Here is a 16,950-nt window from a genome sequence, read left to right as displayed (position 1 = left end):
GTTACCCCCGAGGCCCTGGGCGTTTAATGCCAGGAACAACACTTGTACCCTCAGCTACGTCTATGCCTGATTGCGTAATACGGGCAACCCATGTGTTTTCTGTGAGTTTATCGAGTGTTATATAGCCGTTTTGCCCTAACCAATTAAGTAAGGTTTTAAGCTGATCACGACTACAACCCAACGCATAGCGCTGTAGCACATCGGCTAACATACTGCTGTTTGCACCGTAATCGGCGGATTCTTTAAGGGCGATTAAAATGCTAATTCGTTGATGTTCGGCTTGAACTTGTAACATTGCCATGATGGTTTTTTCCTGTAGTAAATTATTGTTGGCTTAGCTATCGCTGCTGCGCGCGCCTCTAAGTTCGTTTTCCATTAGTAGATCAGTTAGGCGTTTTAGGTCGGTTAGCTGGGGATTTAAGCCGTCAATTTTGCCGCTGACTTCGATCAAGCGTTTATCTAGCTCGTGTAGATCTTCTGAGTTGGGCAAGTCTTCGATGGTTTTCTCGACAGCGCTTAAACGGGTTTCTAACGCTTTTGAAATATCTTCATGTGCTTTCTTAGTAACAAAGGTACTGCGCAGCCAAGCCAATGCAGCGGCCCCAACTATGGCAATACCTACCGTTAAAATGGCTTTGTACCACTCCAAAATAAAATCCATGCTAAGCCCTGTAATGCTGTTGTTGTATTTCAATAAGTGATTGGCACTCAACACAGGTACTACAGTTTTTAACCGCTTTACGCCGTGCTGCGGGTATGTCAATGCCGCACTCTTGGCAGTGCATAAACTCTGCACCTGGTTTGTTTGATTTTTCTCGATGCATGGATAGCGCAGCATCTAGCAGGTGTTGTTCTATTTTTTGCGCATCGTCAAATTTGCTCAATTTGGTTTCCTTACTTTTTCAATTACGTTTTTAATGCCTTGCTTAACGCCCGGTGCAGCTTTTTCAACGGTGCGGCCAATTACATAACCACCAATACCTAGTTGCAGTAAGTCCCATGCTTGCTCAGATAAGCGAAACGCCAGCACACCAAAGGAATCAAGGCAAATCAAAATCAAAAAAGTCAGCATGGTAATAGGCCGCCAATTACGCTGTAACCAGCTTTCGCCTTTGGCCTCGGCTGTAATGATTTGCGATTGCGCCTCTAGCACTTTGCCTTGTAGTTCTACAATTTTGCCCTCAAGCTCTAGTACTTGGCTTTGCGCTGTGTTCTCGATACGTTTGAGTTCATTGGTAACGGTTTGGCGTTCTTCGTCACTGGTAAAGAGGCTGTCAATCAATTTGGTGACAGGCTCGACAACGTTAAACCAATTTTTAATTGCCATTCTCTTGCTCCTTGAAAAGCCTGTGCTGGCGCTTGTGCTCTTTTTTTATTGCAGCCTGCAAGGCGTGCCATACCTGTTTAGCCTTGGGGTTGCTGTCTAGCATGGTGTTGGTAAATGACTCAGGGTGTTGTGAGTCGTATTTTTTACCGGTGGCCTCTTCGTAGCTTGGCTTTACTACGTGCTGCTCTATTTCGCTAAACACTAAAGTAAGCGCTAGCTCTTTAATGACGGTATTTTGTGCTGTGGTGAGTGGCTTTACTTTAGCGACCATTGGATTCTCCAAAACGTTTTTTAAGGGCTGCACGGGCGTTTTTATAGATTTGTTGGCCGTCTACGCGTAGCTGTATGTCGATGGCTCTTACTGATTGCCAGCCCTTGTTGAAATAGCTTTGCATTGTGCCGCAGTGGCTGTGTAGGGGGATTTTTCGCGGGTCGAATGGCATATTGTGCATGCGCGCATCAACCTCTTGTTTCATACGGTCATCGCGGCCTTTGCGATATGACCACTCCCAATTGCTGCCCATTTAATGCACCTCTAACAGCTGTTTAACAGCATATTCAGAGGCGTGAGCTAGGCGGTTATACCAGCCCTCAAGGTTTGGTTTTTGACTTGGGTCATTCGCGCAAATACGGGCGTACTTACGGCCACGGTTTACGCTGAGCAATACGGTTAAGCTAAGTGCTGGGCGCTCTACGATAGCGGCTAGGGTTTTTGGTCCCATACGGCCATCAGGCTTTGAGTTAACCAGACGCTGAGTTAATTGGGTCATTGCGGGTGCGCCGTGCTGCACTGCACCATCAAGCAGCATAAAATCAACACCTGCGGGGACTTGCTCGCAGTACATTGCACGCCAATAGTCACGGTGATAAAGCCGTACAGCATGGGCAAGGGTTAGGTTTTTAATGTCTAGGTTTGGGTATGCACGTTGACTAATGCCGTACTTTGTAAGGCCGCCACGGTCTGAGGCTAGATCGTTTAAACCGCCGTCACTGCGTAAACCGCCCTCTAAATACAAAATAGTTAATATGCACTGGGCAAATTTAAGCGAGTACGGGGCAAGCGCTGCTTGTATTTCTGGTGATTGTTTAAAGTAATTTAGAGTTGGGAGCATACCGAAAAACCTTGTTGTTTTTCGGTATTGTGGTTAGTTAGCTTTAATTAATGGCCGTGCGGGGTTTCGGGAAATAGCTTGATTCAAGCTTATTTAATGTATTAATTATACTTTCAACTTGCAATTTTAGATTAATTAACGAGCCTTTTTTGAGGGTACTATCAAAGTCTAGACTTTTTAATGATGAATCGAGTTCTTTAAAAAAGCTCGTTTCTGAAAAAAACTTCGGGACAGGAAAGTTAAAATACCTATCAGTCAAATAGTTAGTAAAATATAAAATATCTCTATGATCCCAGTTATTCTCAATTAAACTGTATATCGATTTTGGATCAATTTTATCAAAAATAAGCTCTGTTTTATCTTTTGCTTGTAATCGAAGAATTGTAGCATAGACATCTTCACTGAATTCTAACATGAGTTTATCCGTAGACTTTTGACTATCTAAAGTGTTTGCTATTAATAGTAACGTTGCTTTCAAAGGTTCTAATCCAGATTCTGTATCGCCCATACTTAAAATTCTGTTAGCCCTTCCAACCTCAAATTTATCTATAGTAACAGCTTCCTCTAAAGCTTTTAATTCAGTACTAGCCTCTATCAATAAGTAATTATTACTTATTAACTCCATATATATATTAGCCGCTAAAAACCACTCAAAACAATCCAACTTTAATTGCTTAAATAAGTAGTCCTTAAGCGCTAAAACTTGCTCGTCAAAGTCTTCTTGATTTTCTATGCGTGTTAAATCGCGACTAAGTAATTTCCAATATTTACATTCAATTTTGACTAGGCCAAGGTCTTTTATTGGGTCAGTAAAATTACATGCACCATAAAAAATTGATTTAAATATATTTTCTTCATACACCAAATTTCTTAATAATGAAGCATATCTCTGTTGTTTTTCTGATAACTTTACTTCTTCAATACCTTGTTTAGCTTTAATAACAAAACTAACAGATGATTTTGCCCTTACTGATGAAAGACAATACGCTAATGTTTTATAATCCCCATTCAATTCATATTTAGCATAAACAACAGCCAAAACTTGACTGCAAAGGTTAGTAAATGATTCTTCAACGTGAAGATATTCTTTATTATTTATATTCGACCAAATCTTTTCAATTTGCTTAATTCCCCTTTTTAAGGCTCTTTGATTTTGGAATTGTGTGCTATAACTTTTTAAAATTCTTTGTTCATCAGTAGAAAAAGAAGTATCCGAAATACAGTTTTTGAAAACTTCGTCATGGGTCAATTCAAAGGTGACCAGTTCTGAAAAAGATTTTTCGAGTAATGGTCTAGAACTTTCCGAAATCGCTTCACTATTAGCCAAAACTAATACATAAAAACTTTTCTTTTCTGCTAACTCTAAACACTCCCCGAGAATTTGGCCTTGTAATTTAGGGTCATCTAACCTCTCAAGGTCATCTAATATTAAGATAATATCAGAAATATCATTAAGGTAAGAATGCTTCAAAGCACCAGCTAAACTGCCTACTACTGAAAGTGCTCCTGATGTTTCTGAACCCAAATATTTAGAGATAGACGTAACAAAGCTCGTAGCATGTGTTGCTATCTGTTCTCCATCCCCTCTTCCAAGCATTAAGTGTGACAGTAATTTATCCTTAAAGTCATCTAGAGAGTTTATGCCATATAAAGAAAAAAATATTTTCTTCTTTGAACCCAACTTTGCATCTTGTTCGTCAGAAGTATTTTGCATGTAGTTGTTTCTAATAAAATAAGTTTTACCACTTCCCCATTGCCCATCTAACATTACCATTGGCGGCATACTTGAATCTAGAAAATGAGTATTTATTCTTTTTTTTATTTCTTGCATATTACAATCCATGTTAATTTTGTCTTAAGTTAAATATAGATAAAACAACAATATAAAAAAGGACTTACAATGTCATCCTTGATCGATATGTCTAACTCAATAAAAGCATCAATAACTGATAAGGTTACACACCCGTTGCTAGGTAGCTTCATAATTTCGTGGTTGTTTTTTAACTGGAAAGCTATATATTTTTTATTTTTTTCTAATCTCGATGTTGTATATAAATTAAAAGCAGTTTCTGAAAACTATTCTGACTTGTGTCTTAATTTAGTGTTTCCTCTAGCTTCAAGCTTAGCTCTTGTATTTTTACTACCTCTGTTTACTGCAGGCTACACCCGATTTATAGCCTATACTAGAGAGTTTCAAATGAACTCTTTACCTGAGCTTTTTAGTTCTCATAGCTTAACTTTAGAAGAGTCAAATTCATTAAGAAACTACTATGAACATGAATTCGAAAAATTAAAAAATGAACTTACTTTAGCAACAGAAGAATTGACTTCTTACAGGACTAGCGAAGCGCATAAGATTGAAGGATACAAAAGTAAAGTAAATAAAATTTTTGATTTATTTTCAAATGTAAAGATAAATCAAGAAATTATCTCATCTGAACTCTCACCACAGAAAGTTGACAAAATAATTTTTTTTGAAGCATTACTTCAAGAACCTTTACATATTAATAAGTTGTTGAAAGATCTAGGTTATAAAGCATCAAATGGTAAACAATTAACATCCTCAAACTTTGACGATGAATTAATCGAAATTAATGACGAAAATAATGTATCACTCACAAAAAAAGGCATTGAAGAACTCTCTAACCTTAAATACGAAGCCTTAGAAAGCTATTACAAACTTTCTAAAACCAATAATTTAAATGGTAGAAAAGGACTAACCTGGGATTAAGTTACGGCTAAAACAAATTTCTCTGCCTCCTTTGAAACTCCACACTACGCTGTTGCTGAATTACTTCAGCAACACGCCGTTGTGTTAAGCCAAACTTAATGGCTAAGTTTTCCATGTTATAGCCATTAAACTCTTGCCAAATTTGGATATCACGCAGTGCTGCTTTTAATCGTTGATCTGTTGGTATGTATACATCACGTCCACCAAAATAATGACCTATTGCCAAGGTGATAGCCTCACCTACTATGTGTGGATCATTAACTTTGGCTTTAGTCAGCTCAGCCTCTATGAGTAACGCTAGAGATTGTAAGTTGCTAGGCCAGCGCTTGCGAACGGCTGCGGCATCATCTGGTGATAGCTTAGTAAGGCAATTTTGCAGCTCTTCAACACTGCTACCAAATAGTTCTGTTTGCTGTTCTGTATGATTAGCCATTATTATCACCCTGTTGCTCTTTTAGTAATTCACGCTTGTGCCATTTTTTAAGCGACTCTAGTACCTGTATAGCTTGCTGCTGAGTTAAAAAATGGGTGTGGTAACTGACGTTCGCCCCAACTATTGCACGGTTTAGCATGCGGTCTACATAGGCATCTAAGGCGGTTTCTGAGCCATCGCGTACAAAACCCTGTTTGTGCATGGTGATCCAAATAGCGCGGATTTTGTTTATTTCGCCATGTTGCTTTGGTGATGATTTGGGGCTTAAACGGCGTTTAGCCTTGGCTTTAAACCCTGCTTTTTTAAAGTGCTCTAGCACTTGGTTTAGCTCGGGTAGGCTCATTTGGCTGCATGACGTTTTACCCGCAGAGCCTAGTAATGCGGCGCGGTAGGTGTCGTCGTCTAGCCCTAGTTGGCTTTTAGCTATGTGAATTAGCTGTATAAGTTTTTTCTTAGTCATGACGTTTAAACTCTTCTAACTGCTCGCGTAGACTTAAATAGCTTTGGCAAATGTCTGCGCCTTCTTGCTGTGTAAACACGCTGCTATCAATTGCAAAAGTGTGTGATAGCTCTAAAAACTTAACCAGCGCGGCCAGCTCTTTGAGTTGTAGGCTTGGCGTTACTTGTGTATTTGGGGTAGTCATAAAACCTCCTATGTTTGCTGTTTATCAAAGCTCTTGCTAATTGAAAAAGCTTTGATAAAAAGCCGCATCCATGCGCACTTTTTGGTTACTTAACTGGGTTGTGTTATGCCTTTTTGCACTGTTGGGTTGATGCCAACCAGCTGGCTTTGCACTACAAAAGTGATGTTTTGAAATACAAAGTTGATATTCACGGGCTCTTTGCTTTTCGCTACGAGGGTTACAAGGCTTTGTAAATCGCTATGTTCATTTACTTGAATTGTTGGTGTAACTTCCATGATGTTTCCCCTTTACAGCTTTGCTATATCAAGTAATATTGCGCGCTCTTGCTCGCCTACGCTTTCGTAAAAACGAATAAAGCGGGTTGAATCTATGACTTGGATTGCATCGGCTATGATGTCCATAGCACGCTGCCATTTACCGCTGTCGTCAGTGATTTTAAGGCGACGCAAGCCAAGTACTTTTTGCACGCTAACTTTGCCTTTTTTGTCGGTGGCAAAGGTTTGCTCAATAATGAGTTTTAGATTTTCGTTAGCGCCCTCGCTCCACTCGTTTAGGCACTCGTCTATTAACTCTTTTGCTACTAGTAGCTCTGGGCCAAGCTCGATGCTTTCTTGCACTTGCAGGGTGATTTTTTGCTTGTGATCAAAACTGCGTAGTGTGACATTGCCTTTTTTGCCGCCCATTTCTACTGCGTACTCTTGGGCTAGTAAGCCCATGAATGCGTCAAACTCGCTCATTTGCTGCTTTTTAAATTCAGCAAGGGCTTGGCTTTGCTCTTTAGCTTTGGCAATGGCTGACTGCACAAACTCATGGCGAATAATATCGGCTGGGCGAATGCCTTTAAGCGGCACTTGATGGCCTTTATGATTAACTAAAAAACCTTGTGGCATGATGGTTTATCCTTCTATAAACATGATGATTTGACCGTGTAGTTTTGCTGGGCGAACTTGGCGCGTTTGCCCGTTTTTGGTTTCGGTTATTACTGGTAAATGTGCTGGGGCTTTGCCTGCCACTTCGATGATGTGGCGGCTAAAGCCTTTATGTGAGCTGATAACTCGCAGCCCTCTTTTTTGCAGTTCTATTAATGTGTCGCGTAGTTCCATGGTTATTTACTCTCGCAAATTTTTGAGTGAGGGCAGCCATTACGACACGCCCGATAAAGTGCAACGCGAACATGATTGGTTGCTGCAAATTTTTTAGCCTGGTGCTCTAGGCATACGTTGATTGGGATCACATCAAGGATTGGGCAATCAACAGTGCTTGCCATAAAAACACCCTCGACACGTTGCTGAATGACTTTGGTGTTTGCCTTGTATTTACCGTTTATTACTTGGCTTACAGTTGCTTTACTCACCCCTAGTTTTTGAGCTACGAGGCGCATCCCTTGCGCTTTTGTTTCATCAGCAAGTACTTGCAACCAGTTAGTTGTAGTCATGCGCCTCTCCTAAGGTAACGGGAGCTATTTGCACTGCTTTGCGCTTTACTTCTTTGAACTTAACGAGCTTGTTTGTATTGGCATCAAACACGCCTTTAGTTTTGGGAATTGGCCGTTTAGGCCCGGTATTTTTGAGCATGCGGTAAATAGTTGTCTCCCCTGCTCGCTCTATTAATGAGCCTGAACGCGGAGCATTTTTTACAACAAATATGTACCCTACTTTTTTAAGTATTGAGATATATGAGCGAGCTGATGACAGCGACACATTAGCGGTACTTGCCACTTGTCCTGCATCAAATTCGTTTAGGATGCGCATTGATTGCCACATGCGTTGTCTCCCTGAATTTTTATTAGTTACACCACTATTTACTGGCTGTTCAAACGGGTTATATTTTGCGTTTAACATGCTGTATGTAACGTCCTCATGATCAACATGTTCAGCAATTGCGTTTTCTGCGACTAGACGCTTTGCAAAGGCCTTTAAGCTATCTAATGTGGTGTGTTCGATTGCGTCGCGCACTTGTTGCAATGAAAACCGTTTTAGGATTTTCATTGCTTGCCATGCGTCTTGTAATTTTTGGCGGCTCACTGATTTTCCCCTACGCTTTTTTAAGGAAAAATTCTTTTGAGCCCCACTGTTGTAGGTCGATACTTGTTAAGCCGTTAGCAAGTGCGAATGCCTCTATTTTTGATAGGCCTGTAATGATGCGACGCACTTCGCCGTCAGTATCACTAAGTAGCTGTTTGAGTAAATCATCTTGAATAGTTAGAACAGGCTCGATTACTGCGTTAACGATGATTTGTAAATCTTCAAATTGGGTTGGCTTAAACTCTAACCATTCTGAAATACGGTTATAGAATTGACGATGACGCTGTAATTTACGGCGAACTGATTCCATGCCAATTAATACTACTGGGCAGTAAGTTAGGTCGTGGATATCTCGCACGATTTCTAAGGTGTTTTTGTCGTTTAATAGGTAGTCGGCTTCATCAATAAATAGAGTGCGATTAGAGATAGCCATGTGTTCAATGATGTAATTAAGCATGGCCTCACGGGTATAAATATCAGGGCCGCTTAACTCTTTAACTATTTGGCGCAGTAACTGGGTTAAACTCATACCTGATGTAGCACGAATATAGATACCGTCGCAGCGGTTTACTAACCATGCAGTTGCGGTAGTTTTACCAAGACCTGGATCACCGTAAATTAAGCCTATGCCTGGCACGCCATGCGCGCGCTGAGTTAGTGCTTCAACCATCATTTGAGTGGCTACTACGTTACTTACGATCGCTATTTTAGTTTTCATGGTTAATTCCTTTACTGTTTTTGCAATTGAGTTAGTGCAGCTGGTGCTGCGTTCATTTCTGTTAATAGGTCATCTAGTCGTGCTGATAAGGCACGGTTTTGCAGCTCCCACGTATTCAGCCAAAGCGCATCTACATCACTTAATTGGTTGTTTAGTCGCTGCTTTTTGTGGTACATGGCTTTGTCTTGTGGGTTATTAAATAACGGTACTGGGTTGATATTTGCCGCCGCTGTTTCATCACTTAACTGCTTACGGCGTCTCTCAAACTCGCTTAGTTGTTCGTCGCTGTAGGTTGTGACAGGCTTGCTATCAAGTGCTTTAATTGCCGATTGAGTAATGACATTAGTGTGTTCAACACTTTGTTTAGGCAGTGTTGCTAATGCTTTATTTTGCTCGCTGTAATGGCTGAGTACTTCATTTGCTATATCTGATACATTTACTGATTTAGCGGTCTTTTTAAGCTCTTTTAGCTGGCGTGATGTTTCGGCTGCTTGGCTGCGTTTTGCGTGGTGCGCAACGTCTTGGCGTGTCATACCTGCGGACTGAATTTCGTGATCTACCGCGACACAAATAAACTCGTTATTCATGCGATTAAATACGTATATACGGCCTACGTTTTTAGGGTCCCATTTACATAGCACTTCGCTACCTACGATTGCGCCAAGCTCTGGGGCAATATAGAACCCGCCACTTAGCTTGATACCTTCTTTACCAACTGTGCGTAAACCACGGTTTGTAGGTACTGGCTGTAGCATTACATCAAGCAAACGCTCGTCTTTGATCACTTTGATTTGGTCGCGACTTGCTGCGAATAATTCGAATGGTGTCTTGTTGCCTATGTTGCTGTGTGGCTTGTGGTGATAACGGTTGTCGATCCAGTTATCTACGAACTCTTGCAGCTGCTGAGCGGTCATGTTGATATCAACTGCTGATTTATCGCCGCCCTGCTTTGCTAATAAGCGCTGGGCAAAGGTTTTGCGCGCTTCGATTGCTTGACGTTCTGAAACGTTATGACCTATATAGCCTGTTAGTAGCTCAGCTAAATCATGCGAAAACGTTTTGAAAAAGCGCTCAATATATGGCTTTTCTTCTCCGCTAAATGGGCGTGTTGTTTCGTGCTTTATGTCGAGTGCATCAAACACACTAGTAATTTGAATTGATGTGTAGTCTTTGCCGTTATCAGTACGAGCAATTTCAGGGATACCCCAATCAAGTATGGCTTTACGGATAACTAAACAAATACCGGTGCTGTCGCTGGTTGGGTGGATCACAACTTTAGAACGGCGAGTAAATACGTCGATAATGCCGATTAGCGAGTGACGGCCATCAACGAGCATTACGTCAGACGGGGTTGAATCGAACTCCCATAACTGATTAATACGTTTAATGTTTTCGTCCATTTTACCCATGGCGCTCATATACTTGTTTTTCCAAGCATCTGGGTTTGCCATTTTTGTGTAGAGCGCGCTGTTGTCGCGCTTCCAACGTGTTAGCCATTCACGGATTGTGGTCTCAGCTGGAATTGCTTTGCCCTGGCTGTAAAAACGGGCTATTAAACCTTCTTTTACTTGCGTGGCTTTTACGTGTGGGTATTGGTAAATCATAGCGATGCAAAAATCACTAAGCTCTGGATCAGAGTCGATGATTGATTTGCCTGAGCGCTTAATTTTTACAGCAAGTCCTGCTATGCCTTTTTGATCTACCGTTTTTTGCCAGCGCAATAAGGTAATACGCGAAACGGATGGGATTAAGCTTTTGTGCTCTGCTGGTATATCTAACAAGCCTTGGTTATAGCGCTCACTAAATAGATCAAACCCTAAAACTTTAGGTAGACTGTTCGCACTTACAAACTCTTTTGCTGCGTTTAATAAATAGATTTTCGCACTTGCTTTGGGTGGGATATTCTCAAGCCCTGCAAGTTGCTTTAAGTTTTGATGCTTAAGTTCTGTTGCTAGTTGTTGGTTTAAACGATCACTTTGCTCGTTCACAGCAAGGTATCCTTTGCCACTTTGAGCTGCTGGAGATTGATTATCTTGAATCATTGCTTGTTGCACTTGCACACAAACATGTGCAGGAAGTTCAACAAGTGCATACTTACGAACTTTTCCGCCTCGGCCTTTTACTTCTGTATAGGGCCATGCCTCAGCCTTAGCTTTTAATTGAATACTGCGCTTACTTACTAGCAAGAATGCAGCTATCTGGTGAGCTGTTAATAGTTCCATTATTCAACCCTCATTAATTTACGGCGGCCTGCTTTACGATTTGGTTTACCATCTACCCCATAGCGCTCAGGCCATATTTCAAAGGCACTGACGCCAATTACTTCGGCAATTATTTTTTCAACTACGGGGTAAGGCCGATGTAAAGCTGTTTGCACTGCGTTTGATGTATAGCCACGACTAAATGAAAGTTGACGACAAGACCAACCCTCAACTTCTAAGGCTGCCTTTATTTCTGTTACCGTCCAACCTGGACGATTTGCATGTTCCATTTTATGCACCCTTTCGTGTGTATTTTGTATTCATGCACACAAATATATACACACAAAGTTGTGCATACAAGCATTATTTGCACACAAGTGAGTGCATTGCAATTAAGGTATTGATTTATAGGTGAAATTAATTTTTTAGTTTTTTGCTTGGCTGGATCGCACTTCGCGCTTTGAAGTGCGAAGAGATCGCACTTCGAAGAAAAGCAGATTTTCAATTTTTATTTTGTATGCACTCGCTTGTGTGATTAAATACTGTCATGTCCACGATCATAACTATTGATAAAGTTAATGCCTGCATTCAATGAGTACTTAAAAACGTTAAGAGAACGTAAGTTCTTAGATATCGGAACAGTAGCCGAACGAACTGGCGTGCATAGAAACACTCAATCAAAATATGAGGATAGTCGCGATCCCCCTTTCGATTATTTAGTGGAGTTTTCAGCTTTAGTTGATGAGCCATTTCTCAATGTTTTATTAAAACGCCTGGATGATTCTAAAGCTTCACCAAATGCAATTGATCGTGCGTTAGACTCTTTAACACCAACGTCTGTGGCCCATACTCAGAGCCAGCTGAGTGATGAAAATCATACTGATAAGTTACAAGTTCAACTAAGCGAAGAGTCACATACGCTTATTCCAGCAGGTGCATTAGTTTCTATAGATACCAGTAATAAAACTATTGATGCTGATTCGATTTATGGGTTTTTAAATCCAATGAATGGTGGTTATTTTGCAGCCAAGTTAAAGCTTACCAATTCTAAGCTTCATTTGTTGTTTGATCACCCTACTCGTAAAGACTTGAGCTTTGCAATTGAAGGTGGTGAAACCGAATCTCATTACATTCTAAAAACACTCGGTTTATTAGGAAAAGTTGTAAAAGCTGAGCTTAGCTTTTAATTTATCAATGAACGCCGTTTTTATCACGGTTTCGTACTTTTATTTATCATTAATTCGCGCTTTATCTTTTCGCGCTTTATTTTTATAAAACAGTGCTTAAACCCTTATTTATCCCGCGTTTTCCCATCTATTCTTACCTATTCCCTAGTTATCATTTAGATCTGTTAGTTACAAAAACATACTTAACCCCTGTACCAATGATCTGTCACATTTATTTAAACGCCCATTCAATATGAAAAAATAAATTTAACCAATTGAAATAAAAAAATATATATATATTTCCTTGCTATTCTCATGGGTATTAAGTCGCTAAACTAAGGGTTCAGATCTGTATGTCATTTTTTTCTCGGCATTTTTCGTTAACGACTAATTAAATGCATAAGTAAATTTAATTATTGCGAATTTGCGCTTTTATTAGCTAACGTTAAAAAAGTACATTTCATAAATTTATTCGTACAAAACTAGATAAATGATCACTTTTATAATTTGCTTGGCGGTTAACTTGTTTGTTTTTTAGTCGTTAGAAACCATAATTTTATGCCACATCTCGATCTACACGACTCAAATAGGGAGAAAAAAAGCCACAAAACAGCCAGATCGAACATAAAAACATCGAACAGACTGCTTTTTTTTGTTTATCCGGTTTTATGTGTTGACACTTTGCAGCGCGGTCATTAATATTTCGCCCCGTTGAAAGGCACATACGCTTCCCCCTTAGCTCAGTTGGTTAGAGCGACGGACTGTTAATCCGCAGGTCCCCCGTTCGAGTCGGGGAGGGGGAGCCAGTCTTTTCAACCATAAACGATTCCCCCTTAGCTCAGTTGGTTAGAGCGACGGACTGTTAATCCGCAGGTCCCCCGTTCGAGTCGGGGAGGGGGAGCCAAGTTTATGTAATATGATTATTGTTCCCCCTTAGCTCAGTTGGTTAGAGCGACGGACTGTTAATCCGCAGGTCCCCCGTTCGAGTCGGGGAGGGGGAGCCAAATCATATAAAATTTAAGTATTGTAGTTCCCCCTTAGCTCAGTTGGTTAGAGCGACGGACTGTTAATCCGCAGGTCCCCCGTTCGAGTCGGGGAGGGGGAGCCAACTTAAAGAATCAATTAGACTTTCCTAAACAATTCCACTACTCTACTACAATCAAAATATTTCTTTTTAATACACATATAATAAGTGTAAAATAATTTGATTAATCAAGGATCTGATTCCTTCCCTTTGATCTACTAAAAAGAATAAGACATGGCTGGTTTCAAAAAACTCATATTTATTCAATTAATATCTTGGCTGTTGTTTGCAAGTATTGGTGGCTATTTTGTTGCGTCAGCGTTTGACAACGCAGTAAGCGATGCACAACATAAAACGCAATCAGTGGTAAACAACTATATTAGTAAACATTCTATTGTCGATATAGCACCAGATAAACTTCAGCAAGTGCTTGCTGACGGTAATACTTTTTCTTCATTTATTTTGCGTGATCAGCAAGGTAAAGAACTTATAAATATTACATCCCCTACTTCATTACCAGCCATTGCGCAATTAGTTAACACCAGCTTTAACTCTATCCGTCCTCAATTTGCTGTTAATCAAGCGTCTGATATCAAAGTTGAATTTACTATTAATGCCAATAACCTTGGGTTGATACTCCAACAAGCGTTGTTTATTGTTATTTTAGTGTCAGGTTTAATGGCAATTATTCCCATTGTGTTTATGAAAACCATGTTTAGTAAGCTAAATAGAAATATAAGCATGACAGTGGCTGAGATAATTGATGTTTATATCAATCAAAATCAAGTCAACAACGGTCTTGAAACAGCAATTAATAGCAGCAAAATAAAACAACTGGGCGTTGACCTAGTGCCGAGCTTTAATCGCCTGTCGCACTTTTTACAAAGTAAGCATGATGATATTCAAAATGCCGCACATTCTATCAAGCAAGAAGCTTATAAAGATGTAGTTACTGAACTTGGCAACCGTAATATGTTTGTTGAATATTATGAGAAGTACATTGAAAGCAGTGAAAAAAGCACCTTTGGCTCTTTGGCGATGGTTCGTTGTAGTGAATTACAAGCAATCAACCAAACTCGTGGTTACCAAAAAGGTGACGAGTATGTCAAAGCTGTGGCTGATATTATTAAACATATCAGCGGCACATATACAGGCAGTAAAGTTTTTCGTTTGAATAGCTCAGATTTCGCGATTGTGCTGCCTAACACTCCTCTCAAGGAATCTGAACGTTTTGGTGATAACTTACAATCTCGATTTACTCAATATCAGCAAAACCAAGAATTAAGCTCAGTAGCAAATACTGGGATCGTCGCTTATGAAAAAGGCAAACCCTTAGGTGAGCTACTTTCGATAGTAGACAATGCTATGAGCATGGCCCAATCAAAACAAGCTAACGCCTGGCATATACAACGCGAAACTGATTTAGTTAATAATGTAAGTGCAGGATTTGGCAATCAAAACTGGCGTAAAGTGATTAATGAAGTAATTGAAGCTGAGCGTGTACATCTGGTAATGCAAAACATTATGCCAATTGGTAAAAGCATGAAGGCCTACGCTGAAATTCAAGTGCGCTTTAAAACAACAGAAAACCAAGTATTGCCTACCGCTTCATTTTTAGCTATGGCTGAAAAGCTTGATATGGCGATGGAAATTGATCAGTTAATCATTAATTCATCACTGGAAAAAATTAAGAGCCGTAATTTCTCTGAAAAATTCTTTGGTTTGAATGTTACCGCCTCAAGCGCACACAATGATCAGTTCGTAATTTGGCTAGAGCGACGTTTATTAAAAGACACAAATATTGCCTCAAAACTGGTATTCGAAGTGAGTGAATTTGGCTTACAGCAAAATATTAAAGCCAGTAAACGCTTTATAGATATGATCCACCGTGTTGGTGCTCGGATCACGGTAGAACGATTTGGTGTTGGTTTAACCTCGTTTAAGTTTTTCCGCGATTTAAAACCTGACTTTATCAAAATGGATGCAAGCTATACTCGCGGCCTTGAAGAAGATAAAAATAACCAATACTTTATGCGTTTAATGGTCGACCTCGCGCATCGAATTGGTGTTAGTGTTTTTGCTGAGGGTGTTGAAAGCCAAGAAGAAAAACACATTATTGAAACTTTATGTCTTGATGGTGTGCAAGGTTATTACATCGAAAAGCCAAAAGATATTTAATCAATCTAAAGGGTGCTTTGAGCACCTTTTTAGTTTTCTAGTAGTTTATTTCCCCCTCCCCTGATCTGCTTTATCATTCCAAATGTCAGTAACTAGGTTAATGAACAGTTAATCTTTATTTATCATGCTATAAATTTCTAAATGCAATTCACTATCATTATTAAATGAGCCGTTTATTTACCTTCTACGTGTTGTTAAACAGCCAATAAAAAAGGATAATGTCGGCGTTTATTATAGCTTGAGGCGAACATGACAGAATATGTATTGCTGTTGATCGGCACAGTACTGGTTAATAACTTTGTGTTAGTACAATTTTTAGGTCTATGCCCGTTTATGGGTGTATCTGGCAAACTGGATACAGCTATAGGCATGTCACTTGCGACCACTTTTGTGTTAACACTTGCCTCTGTAACAAGCTATCTAGTTAATCAATATATTTTGATCCCACTTGATATCACGTATTTACGTACTCTAAGCTTTATTTTAGTGATTGCGGTGGTGGTTCAGTTTACCGAAATGGTAGTCAGAAAAACCAGCCCAACGCTGTATCGCTTACTCGGTATATTTTTACCTTTGATCACCACAAACTGTGCGGTCTTAGGTGTTGCGTTACTAAATGTCAAAGAGGATCATACGTTTTTACAATCTGCAGTATATGGCTTTGGCGCTGCTGTTGGTTTTTCTATGGTACTGGTTTTATTTGCAGCTCTTCGTGAACGCTTAACCGCTGCTGACGTACCTACCCCCTTTAAAGGCGCATCGATTGCGATGATCACCGCAGGCTTAATGTCGATGGCCTTTATGGGCTTTACAGGATTAGTGAAGTTTTAACATGACCTTGTTTTATGCCTTGATTGCGCTGGGAACCCTAGCACTCATTTTTGGTTTGATCTTAGGATTTGCTGCTGTGCGCTATCGAGTGCAAAGTAATCCGATTGTTGAACAGATCGATACTATATTACCGCAAACACAGTGCGGCCAGTGTGGCTATCCGGGTTGTCGCCCTTATGCAGAAGCCATCGCCAATGGCGATGAAATTAATAAATGCCCACCAGGTGGCGATGCGACAGTAAAAAAATTAGCTGACTTAATGGGTGTTGAAGCTAAACCCCTTGCCGGTGGCGAACAAGCTGAACCGATAAAAACCGTTGCCTATATACGTGAAGATGAATGTATTGGTTGTACCAAATGTATTCAAGCTTGTCCTGTCGATGCCATTGTTGGTGCCACGCGCCAAATGCATACTGTTTTAATTGATGAATGTACGGGTTGTGACTTATGTGTTGAACCTTGTCCTGTTGACTGTATTGATATGCTGCCTGTAGAAACCACTAAGCAAACGTGGAAATGGCAACTAGATGCAATCCCAGTAACACAGATTGATTAAGGGCT

Annotated in this window: 24 protein-coding genes and 4 tRNA genes; 9 read left to right on the top strand and 19 right to left on the bottom strand. The window is 40.1% G+C overall.

Annotated elements, in window-relative coordinates:
• Position 1: 1 nt before the first annotated feature.
• From H5180_RS09060 to H5180_RS09025, 8 genes are read right to left on the bottom strand one after another with little or no spacing between them, the layout of a single operon-like run.
• Positions 2-301: a hypothetical protein gene (locus H5180_RS09060; protein ID WP_182758087.1), complete on the bottom strand. Its 300-nt coding sequence runs from the start codon at positions 299-301 to the stop codon at positions 2-4.
• 33 nt (positions 302-334) lie between these two features.
• On the bottom strand, positions 335-661 hold the full coding sequence (locus tag H5180_RS09055; protein WP_064668437.1) for a DUF2730 family protein: 327 nt from the start codon (positions 659-661) through the stop codon (positions 335-337).
• Position 662: 1 nt separating this feature from the next.
• Entirely contained in the window at positions 663-884 is a 222-nt protein-coding gene (locus H5180_RS09050; RefSeq protein ID WP_182740195.1) for a TraR/DksA family transcriptional regulator, read from the bottom strand.
• Complete coding sequence (locus H5180_RS09045; RefSeq protein WP_182758086.1) at positions 881-1,327, bottom strand: 3TM-type holin; 447 nt, start codon at positions 1,325-1,327, stop codon at positions 881-883. The genes H5180_RS09050 and H5180_RS09045 overlap by 4 nt, the downstream gene beginning before the upstream one ends.
• Positions 1,317-1,598, bottom strand: a complete 282-nt coding sequence (locus tag H5180_RS09040) for a hypothetical protein (protein ID WP_182758085.1) — start codon at positions 1,596-1,598, stop codon at positions 1,317-1,319. The genes H5180_RS09045 and H5180_RS09040 overlap by 11 nt, the downstream gene beginning before the upstream one ends.
• Positions 1,588-1,851, bottom strand: a complete 264-nt coding sequence (locus H5180_RS09035; RefSeq protein WP_182758084.1) for a hypothetical protein — start codon at positions 1,849-1,851, stop codon at positions 1,588-1,590. The genes H5180_RS09040 and H5180_RS09035 overlap by 11 nt, the downstream gene beginning before the upstream one ends.
• The gene (locus H5180_RS09030; RefSeq protein WP_182758083.1) at positions 1,852-2,439 is read right to left on the bottom strand and encodes a glycoside hydrolase family 108 protein; all 588 of its coding nucleotides are present in this window, start codon (positions 2,437-2,439) and stop codon (positions 1,852-1,854) included.
• A 43-nt stretch (positions 2,440-2,482) separates the two neighbouring features.
• Positions 2,483-4,270, bottom strand: coding sequence for a P-loop NTPase fold protein (locus H5180_RS09025; RefSeq protein ID WP_182758082.1), 1,788 nt, complete (start codon positions 4,268-4,270; stop codon positions 2,483-2,485).
• A 69-nt stretch (positions 4,271-4,339) separates the two neighbouring features.
• Here H5180_RS09025 and H5180_RS09020 point away from each other — a divergent pair, with 69 nt between their 5' ends.
• Entirely contained in the window at positions 4,340-5,170 is an 831-nt protein-coding gene (locus H5180_RS09020) for a hypothetical protein (protein WP_182758081.1), read from the top strand.
• 7 nt (positions 5,171-5,177) lie between these two features.
• Here H5180_RS09020 and H5180_RS09015 read toward each other — a convergent pair whose 3' ends face one another.
• The 11 genes from H5180_RS09015 to H5180_RS08965 all read right to left on the bottom strand — a co-directional run bounded on the left by H5180_RS09015 (position 5,178) and on the right by H5180_RS08965 (position 11,480).
• Positions 5,178-5,603, bottom strand: a complete 426-nt coding sequence (locus H5180_RS09015) for a Mor transcription activator family protein (protein WP_182758080.1) — start codon at positions 5,601-5,603, stop codon at positions 5,178-5,180.
• Positions 5,596-6,063, bottom strand: coding sequence for a gp16 family protein (locus tag H5180_RS09010; RefSeq protein ID WP_182758079.1), 468 nt, complete (start codon positions 6,061-6,063; stop codon positions 5,596-5,598). The genes H5180_RS09015 and H5180_RS09010 overlap by 8 nt, the downstream gene beginning before the upstream one ends.
• Entirely contained in the window at positions 6,056-6,247 is a 192-nt protein-coding gene (locus tag H5180_RS09005) for a hypothetical protein (RefSeq protein ID WP_064668447.1), read from the bottom strand. Before H5180_RS09005 ends, H5180_RS09010 begins: the two co-directional genes overlap by 8 nt.
• Positions 6,248-6,336: 89 nt before the next feature.
• Positions 6,337-6,522, bottom strand: a complete 186-nt coding sequence (locus H5180_RS09000) for a hypothetical protein (RefSeq protein WP_182758078.1) — start codon at positions 6,520-6,522, stop codon at positions 6,337-6,339.
• 12 nt (positions 6,523-6,534) lie between these two features.
• Positions 6,535-7,137, bottom strand: coding sequence for a DUF3164 family protein (locus tag H5180_RS08995; protein ID WP_182758077.1), 603 nt, complete (start codon positions 7,135-7,137; stop codon positions 6,535-6,537).
• Between the two features lie 6 nt (positions 7,138-7,143).
• Positions 7,144-7,350, bottom strand: a complete 207-nt coding sequence (locus H5180_RS08990) for a hypothetical protein (RefSeq protein ID WP_182740183.1) — start codon at positions 7,348-7,350, stop codon at positions 7,144-7,146.
• 2 nt (positions 7,351-7,352) lie between these two features.
• On the bottom strand, positions 7,353-7,682 hold the full coding sequence (locus H5180_RS08985) for a helix-turn-helix transcriptional regulator (RefSeq protein ID WP_016707848.1): 330 nt from the start codon (positions 7,680-7,682) through the stop codon (positions 7,353-7,355).
• A complete protein-coding gene (locus tag H5180_RS08980) occupies positions 7,669-8,271 on the bottom strand; it encodes a hypothetical protein (protein WP_182758076.1) in 603 nt (200 codons plus the stop codon). Before H5180_RS08980 ends, H5180_RS08985 begins: the two co-directional genes overlap by 14 nt.
• 10 nt (positions 8,272-8,281) lie before the next feature.
• Positions 8,282-8,989 (bottom strand): AAA family ATPase, encoded by a 708-nt coding sequence (locus H5180_RS08975; protein WP_016707850.1) that lies wholly within the window; start codon positions 8,987-8,989, stop codon positions 8,282-8,284.
• A gap of 11 nt (positions 8,990-9,000) precedes the next feature.
• The gene (locus H5180_RS08970; protein WP_182758075.1) at positions 9,001-11,211 is read right to left on the bottom strand and encodes a Mu transposase C-terminal domain-containing protein; all 2,211 of its coding nucleotides are present in this window, start codon (positions 11,209-11,211) and stop codon (positions 9,001-9,003) included.
• On the bottom strand, positions 11,211-11,480 hold the full coding sequence (locus tag H5180_RS08965; protein WP_016707852.1) for a helix-turn-helix domain-containing protein: 270 nt from the start codon (positions 11,478-11,480) through the stop codon (positions 11,211-11,213). The genes H5180_RS08970 and H5180_RS08965 overlap by 1 nt, the downstream gene beginning before the upstream one ends.
• A gap of 288 nt (positions 11,481-11,768) precedes the next feature.
• Between H5180_RS08965 and H5180_RS08960 the strand changes: the two genes are divergently transcribed.
• The 8 genes from H5180_RS08960 (at position 11,769) to rsxB (ending at position 16,945) form a co-directional block, all read left to right on the top strand.
• The gene (locus H5180_RS08960; RefSeq protein ID WP_182758074.1) at positions 11,769-12,377 is read left to right on the top strand and encodes a helix-turn-helix domain-containing protein; all 609 of its coding nucleotides are present in this window, start codon (positions 11,769-11,771) and stop codon (positions 12,375-12,377) included.
• Between the two features lie 708 nt (positions 12,378-13,085).
• Positions 13,086-13,162: transfer RNA gene (locus H5180_RS08955), tRNA-Asn, on the top strand.
• Positions 13,163-13,183: 21 nt separating this feature from the next.
• A tRNA-Asn gene (locus H5180_RS08950) sits at positions 13,184-13,260 on the top strand.
• Between the two features lie 23 nt (positions 13,261-13,283).
• Positions 13,284-13,360, top strand: a tRNA-Asn gene (locus H5180_RS08945).
• A 27-nt stretch (positions 13,361-13,387) separates the two neighbouring features.
• Positions 13,388-13,464: transfer RNA gene (locus H5180_RS08940), tRNA-Asn, on the top strand.
• Between the two features lie 150 nt (positions 13,465-13,614).
• The gene (locus H5180_RS08935) at positions 13,615-15,558 is read left to right on the top strand and encodes an EAL domain-containing protein (protein ID WP_145240729.1); all 1,944 of its coding nucleotides are present in this window, start codon (positions 13,615-13,617) and stop codon (positions 15,556-15,558) included.
• A 249-nt stretch (positions 15,559-15,807) separates the two neighbouring features.
• Positions 15,808-16,389 (top strand): electron transport complex subunit RsxA, encoded by a 582-nt coding sequence (gene rsxA / locus H5180_RS08930; protein WP_145240727.1) that lies wholly within the window; start codon positions 15,808-15,810, stop codon positions 16,387-16,389.
• Position 16,390: 1 nt separating this feature from the next.
• Positions 16,391-16,945 (top strand): electron transport complex subunit RsxB, encoded by a 555-nt coding sequence (rsxB, locus tag H5180_RS08925; protein WP_145240725.1) that lies wholly within the window; start codon positions 16,391-16,393, stop codon positions 16,943-16,945.
• Positions 16,946-16,950 lie beyond the last annotated feature (5 nt).

The organism is Pseudoalteromonas sp. SR41-4, assembly GCF_014163985.1.
GTDB lineage: Bacteria > Pseudomonadota > Gammaproteobacteria > Enterobacterales > Alteromonadaceae > Pseudoalteromonas > Pseudoalteromonas rhizosphaerae.
Note: the sequence above shows the minus strand (reverse complement) of the source record. Positions and strands in the feature narration are given on the sequence as shown.

Bases quoted from the DNA above. Each gene is read 5' to 3' on its own strand.
- H5180_RS09035 (WP_182758084.1), bottom strand. From the start codon at position 1,851: ATGGGCAGCAATTGGGAGTGGTCATATCGCAAAGGCCGCGATGACCGT.
- H5180_RS09020 (WP_182758081.1), top strand. From the start codon at position 4,340: ATGTCATCCTTGATCGATATGTCTAACTCAATAAAAGCATCAATAACT.
- H5180_RS09060 (WP_182758087.1), bottom strand. From the start codon at position 301: ATGGCAATGTTACAAGTTCAAGCCGAACATCAACGAATTAGCATTTTA.
- H5180_RS09045 (WP_182758086.1), bottom strand. From the start codon at position 1,327: ATGGCAATTAAAAATTGGTTTAACGTTGTCGAGCCTGTCACCAAATTG.
- H5180_RS09025 (WP_182758082.1), bottom strand. From the start codon at position 4,270: ATGCAAGAAATAAAAAAAAGAATAAATACTCATTTTCTAGATTCAAGT.
- H5180_RS09030 (WP_182758083.1), bottom strand. From the start codon at position 2,439: ATGCTCCCAACTCTAAATTACTTTAAACAATCACCAGAAATACAAGCA.
- H5180_RS08970 (WP_182758075.1), bottom strand. From the start codon at position 11,211: ATGGAACTATTAACAGCTCACCAGATAGCTGCATTCTTGCTAGTAAGT.
- rsxB (WP_145240725.1), top strand. From the start codon at position 16,391: ATGACCTTGTTTTATGCCTTGATTGCGCTGGGAACCCTAGCACTCATT.
- H5180_RS08935 (WP_145240729.1), top strand. From the start codon at position 13,615: ATGGCTGGTTTCAAAAAACTCATATTTATTCAATTAATATCTTGGCTG.
- H5180_RS09005 (WP_064668447.1), bottom strand. From the start codon at position 6,247: ATGACTACCCCAAATACACAAGTAACGCCAAGCCTACAACTCAAAGAG.
- rsxA (WP_145240727.1), top strand. From the start codon at position 15,808: ATGACAGAATATGTATTGCTGTTGATCGGCACAGTACTGGTTAATAAC.
- H5180_RS09000 (WP_182758078.1), bottom strand. From the start codon at position 6,522: ATGGAAGTTACACCAACAATTCAAGTAAATGAACATAGCGATTTACAA.
- H5180_RS09055 (WP_064668437.1), bottom strand. From the start codon at position 661: ATGGATTTTATTTTGGAGTGGTACAAAGCCATTTTAACGGTAGGTATT.
- H5180_RS08960 (WP_182758074.1), top strand. From the start codon at position 11,769: ATGCCTGCATTCAATGAGTACTTAAAAACGTTAAGAGAACGTAAGTTC.
- H5180_RS09015 (WP_182758080.1), bottom strand. From the start codon at position 5,603: ATGGCTAATCATACAGAACAGCAAACAGAACTATTTGGTAGCAGTGTT.
- H5180_RS09010 (WP_182758079.1), bottom strand. From the start codon at position 6,063: ATGACTAAGAAAAAACTTATACAGCTAATTCACATAGCTAAAAGCCAA.
- H5180_RS08975 (WP_016707850.1), bottom strand. From the start codon at position 8,989: ATGAAAACTAAAATAGCGATCGTAAGTAACGTAGTAGCCACTCAAATG.
- H5180_RS08965 (WP_016707852.1), bottom strand. From the start codon at position 11,480: ATGGAACATGCAAATCGTCCAGGTTGGACGGTAACAGAAATAAAGGCA.
- H5180_RS09040 (WP_182758085.1), bottom strand. From the start codon at position 1,598: ATGGTCGCTAAAGTAAAGCCACTCACCACAGCACAAAATACCGTCATT.
- H5180_RS08985 (WP_016707848.1), bottom strand. From the start codon at position 7,682: ATGACTACAACTAACTGGTTGCAAGTACTTGCTGATGAAACAAAAGCG.
- H5180_RS08990 (WP_182740183.1), bottom strand. From the start codon at position 7,350: ATGGAACTACGCGACACATTAATAGAACTGCAAAAAAGAGGGCTGCGA.
- H5180_RS08995 (WP_182758077.1), bottom strand. From the start codon at position 7,137: ATGCCACAAGGTTTTTTAGTTAATCATAAAGGCCATCAAGTGCCGCTT.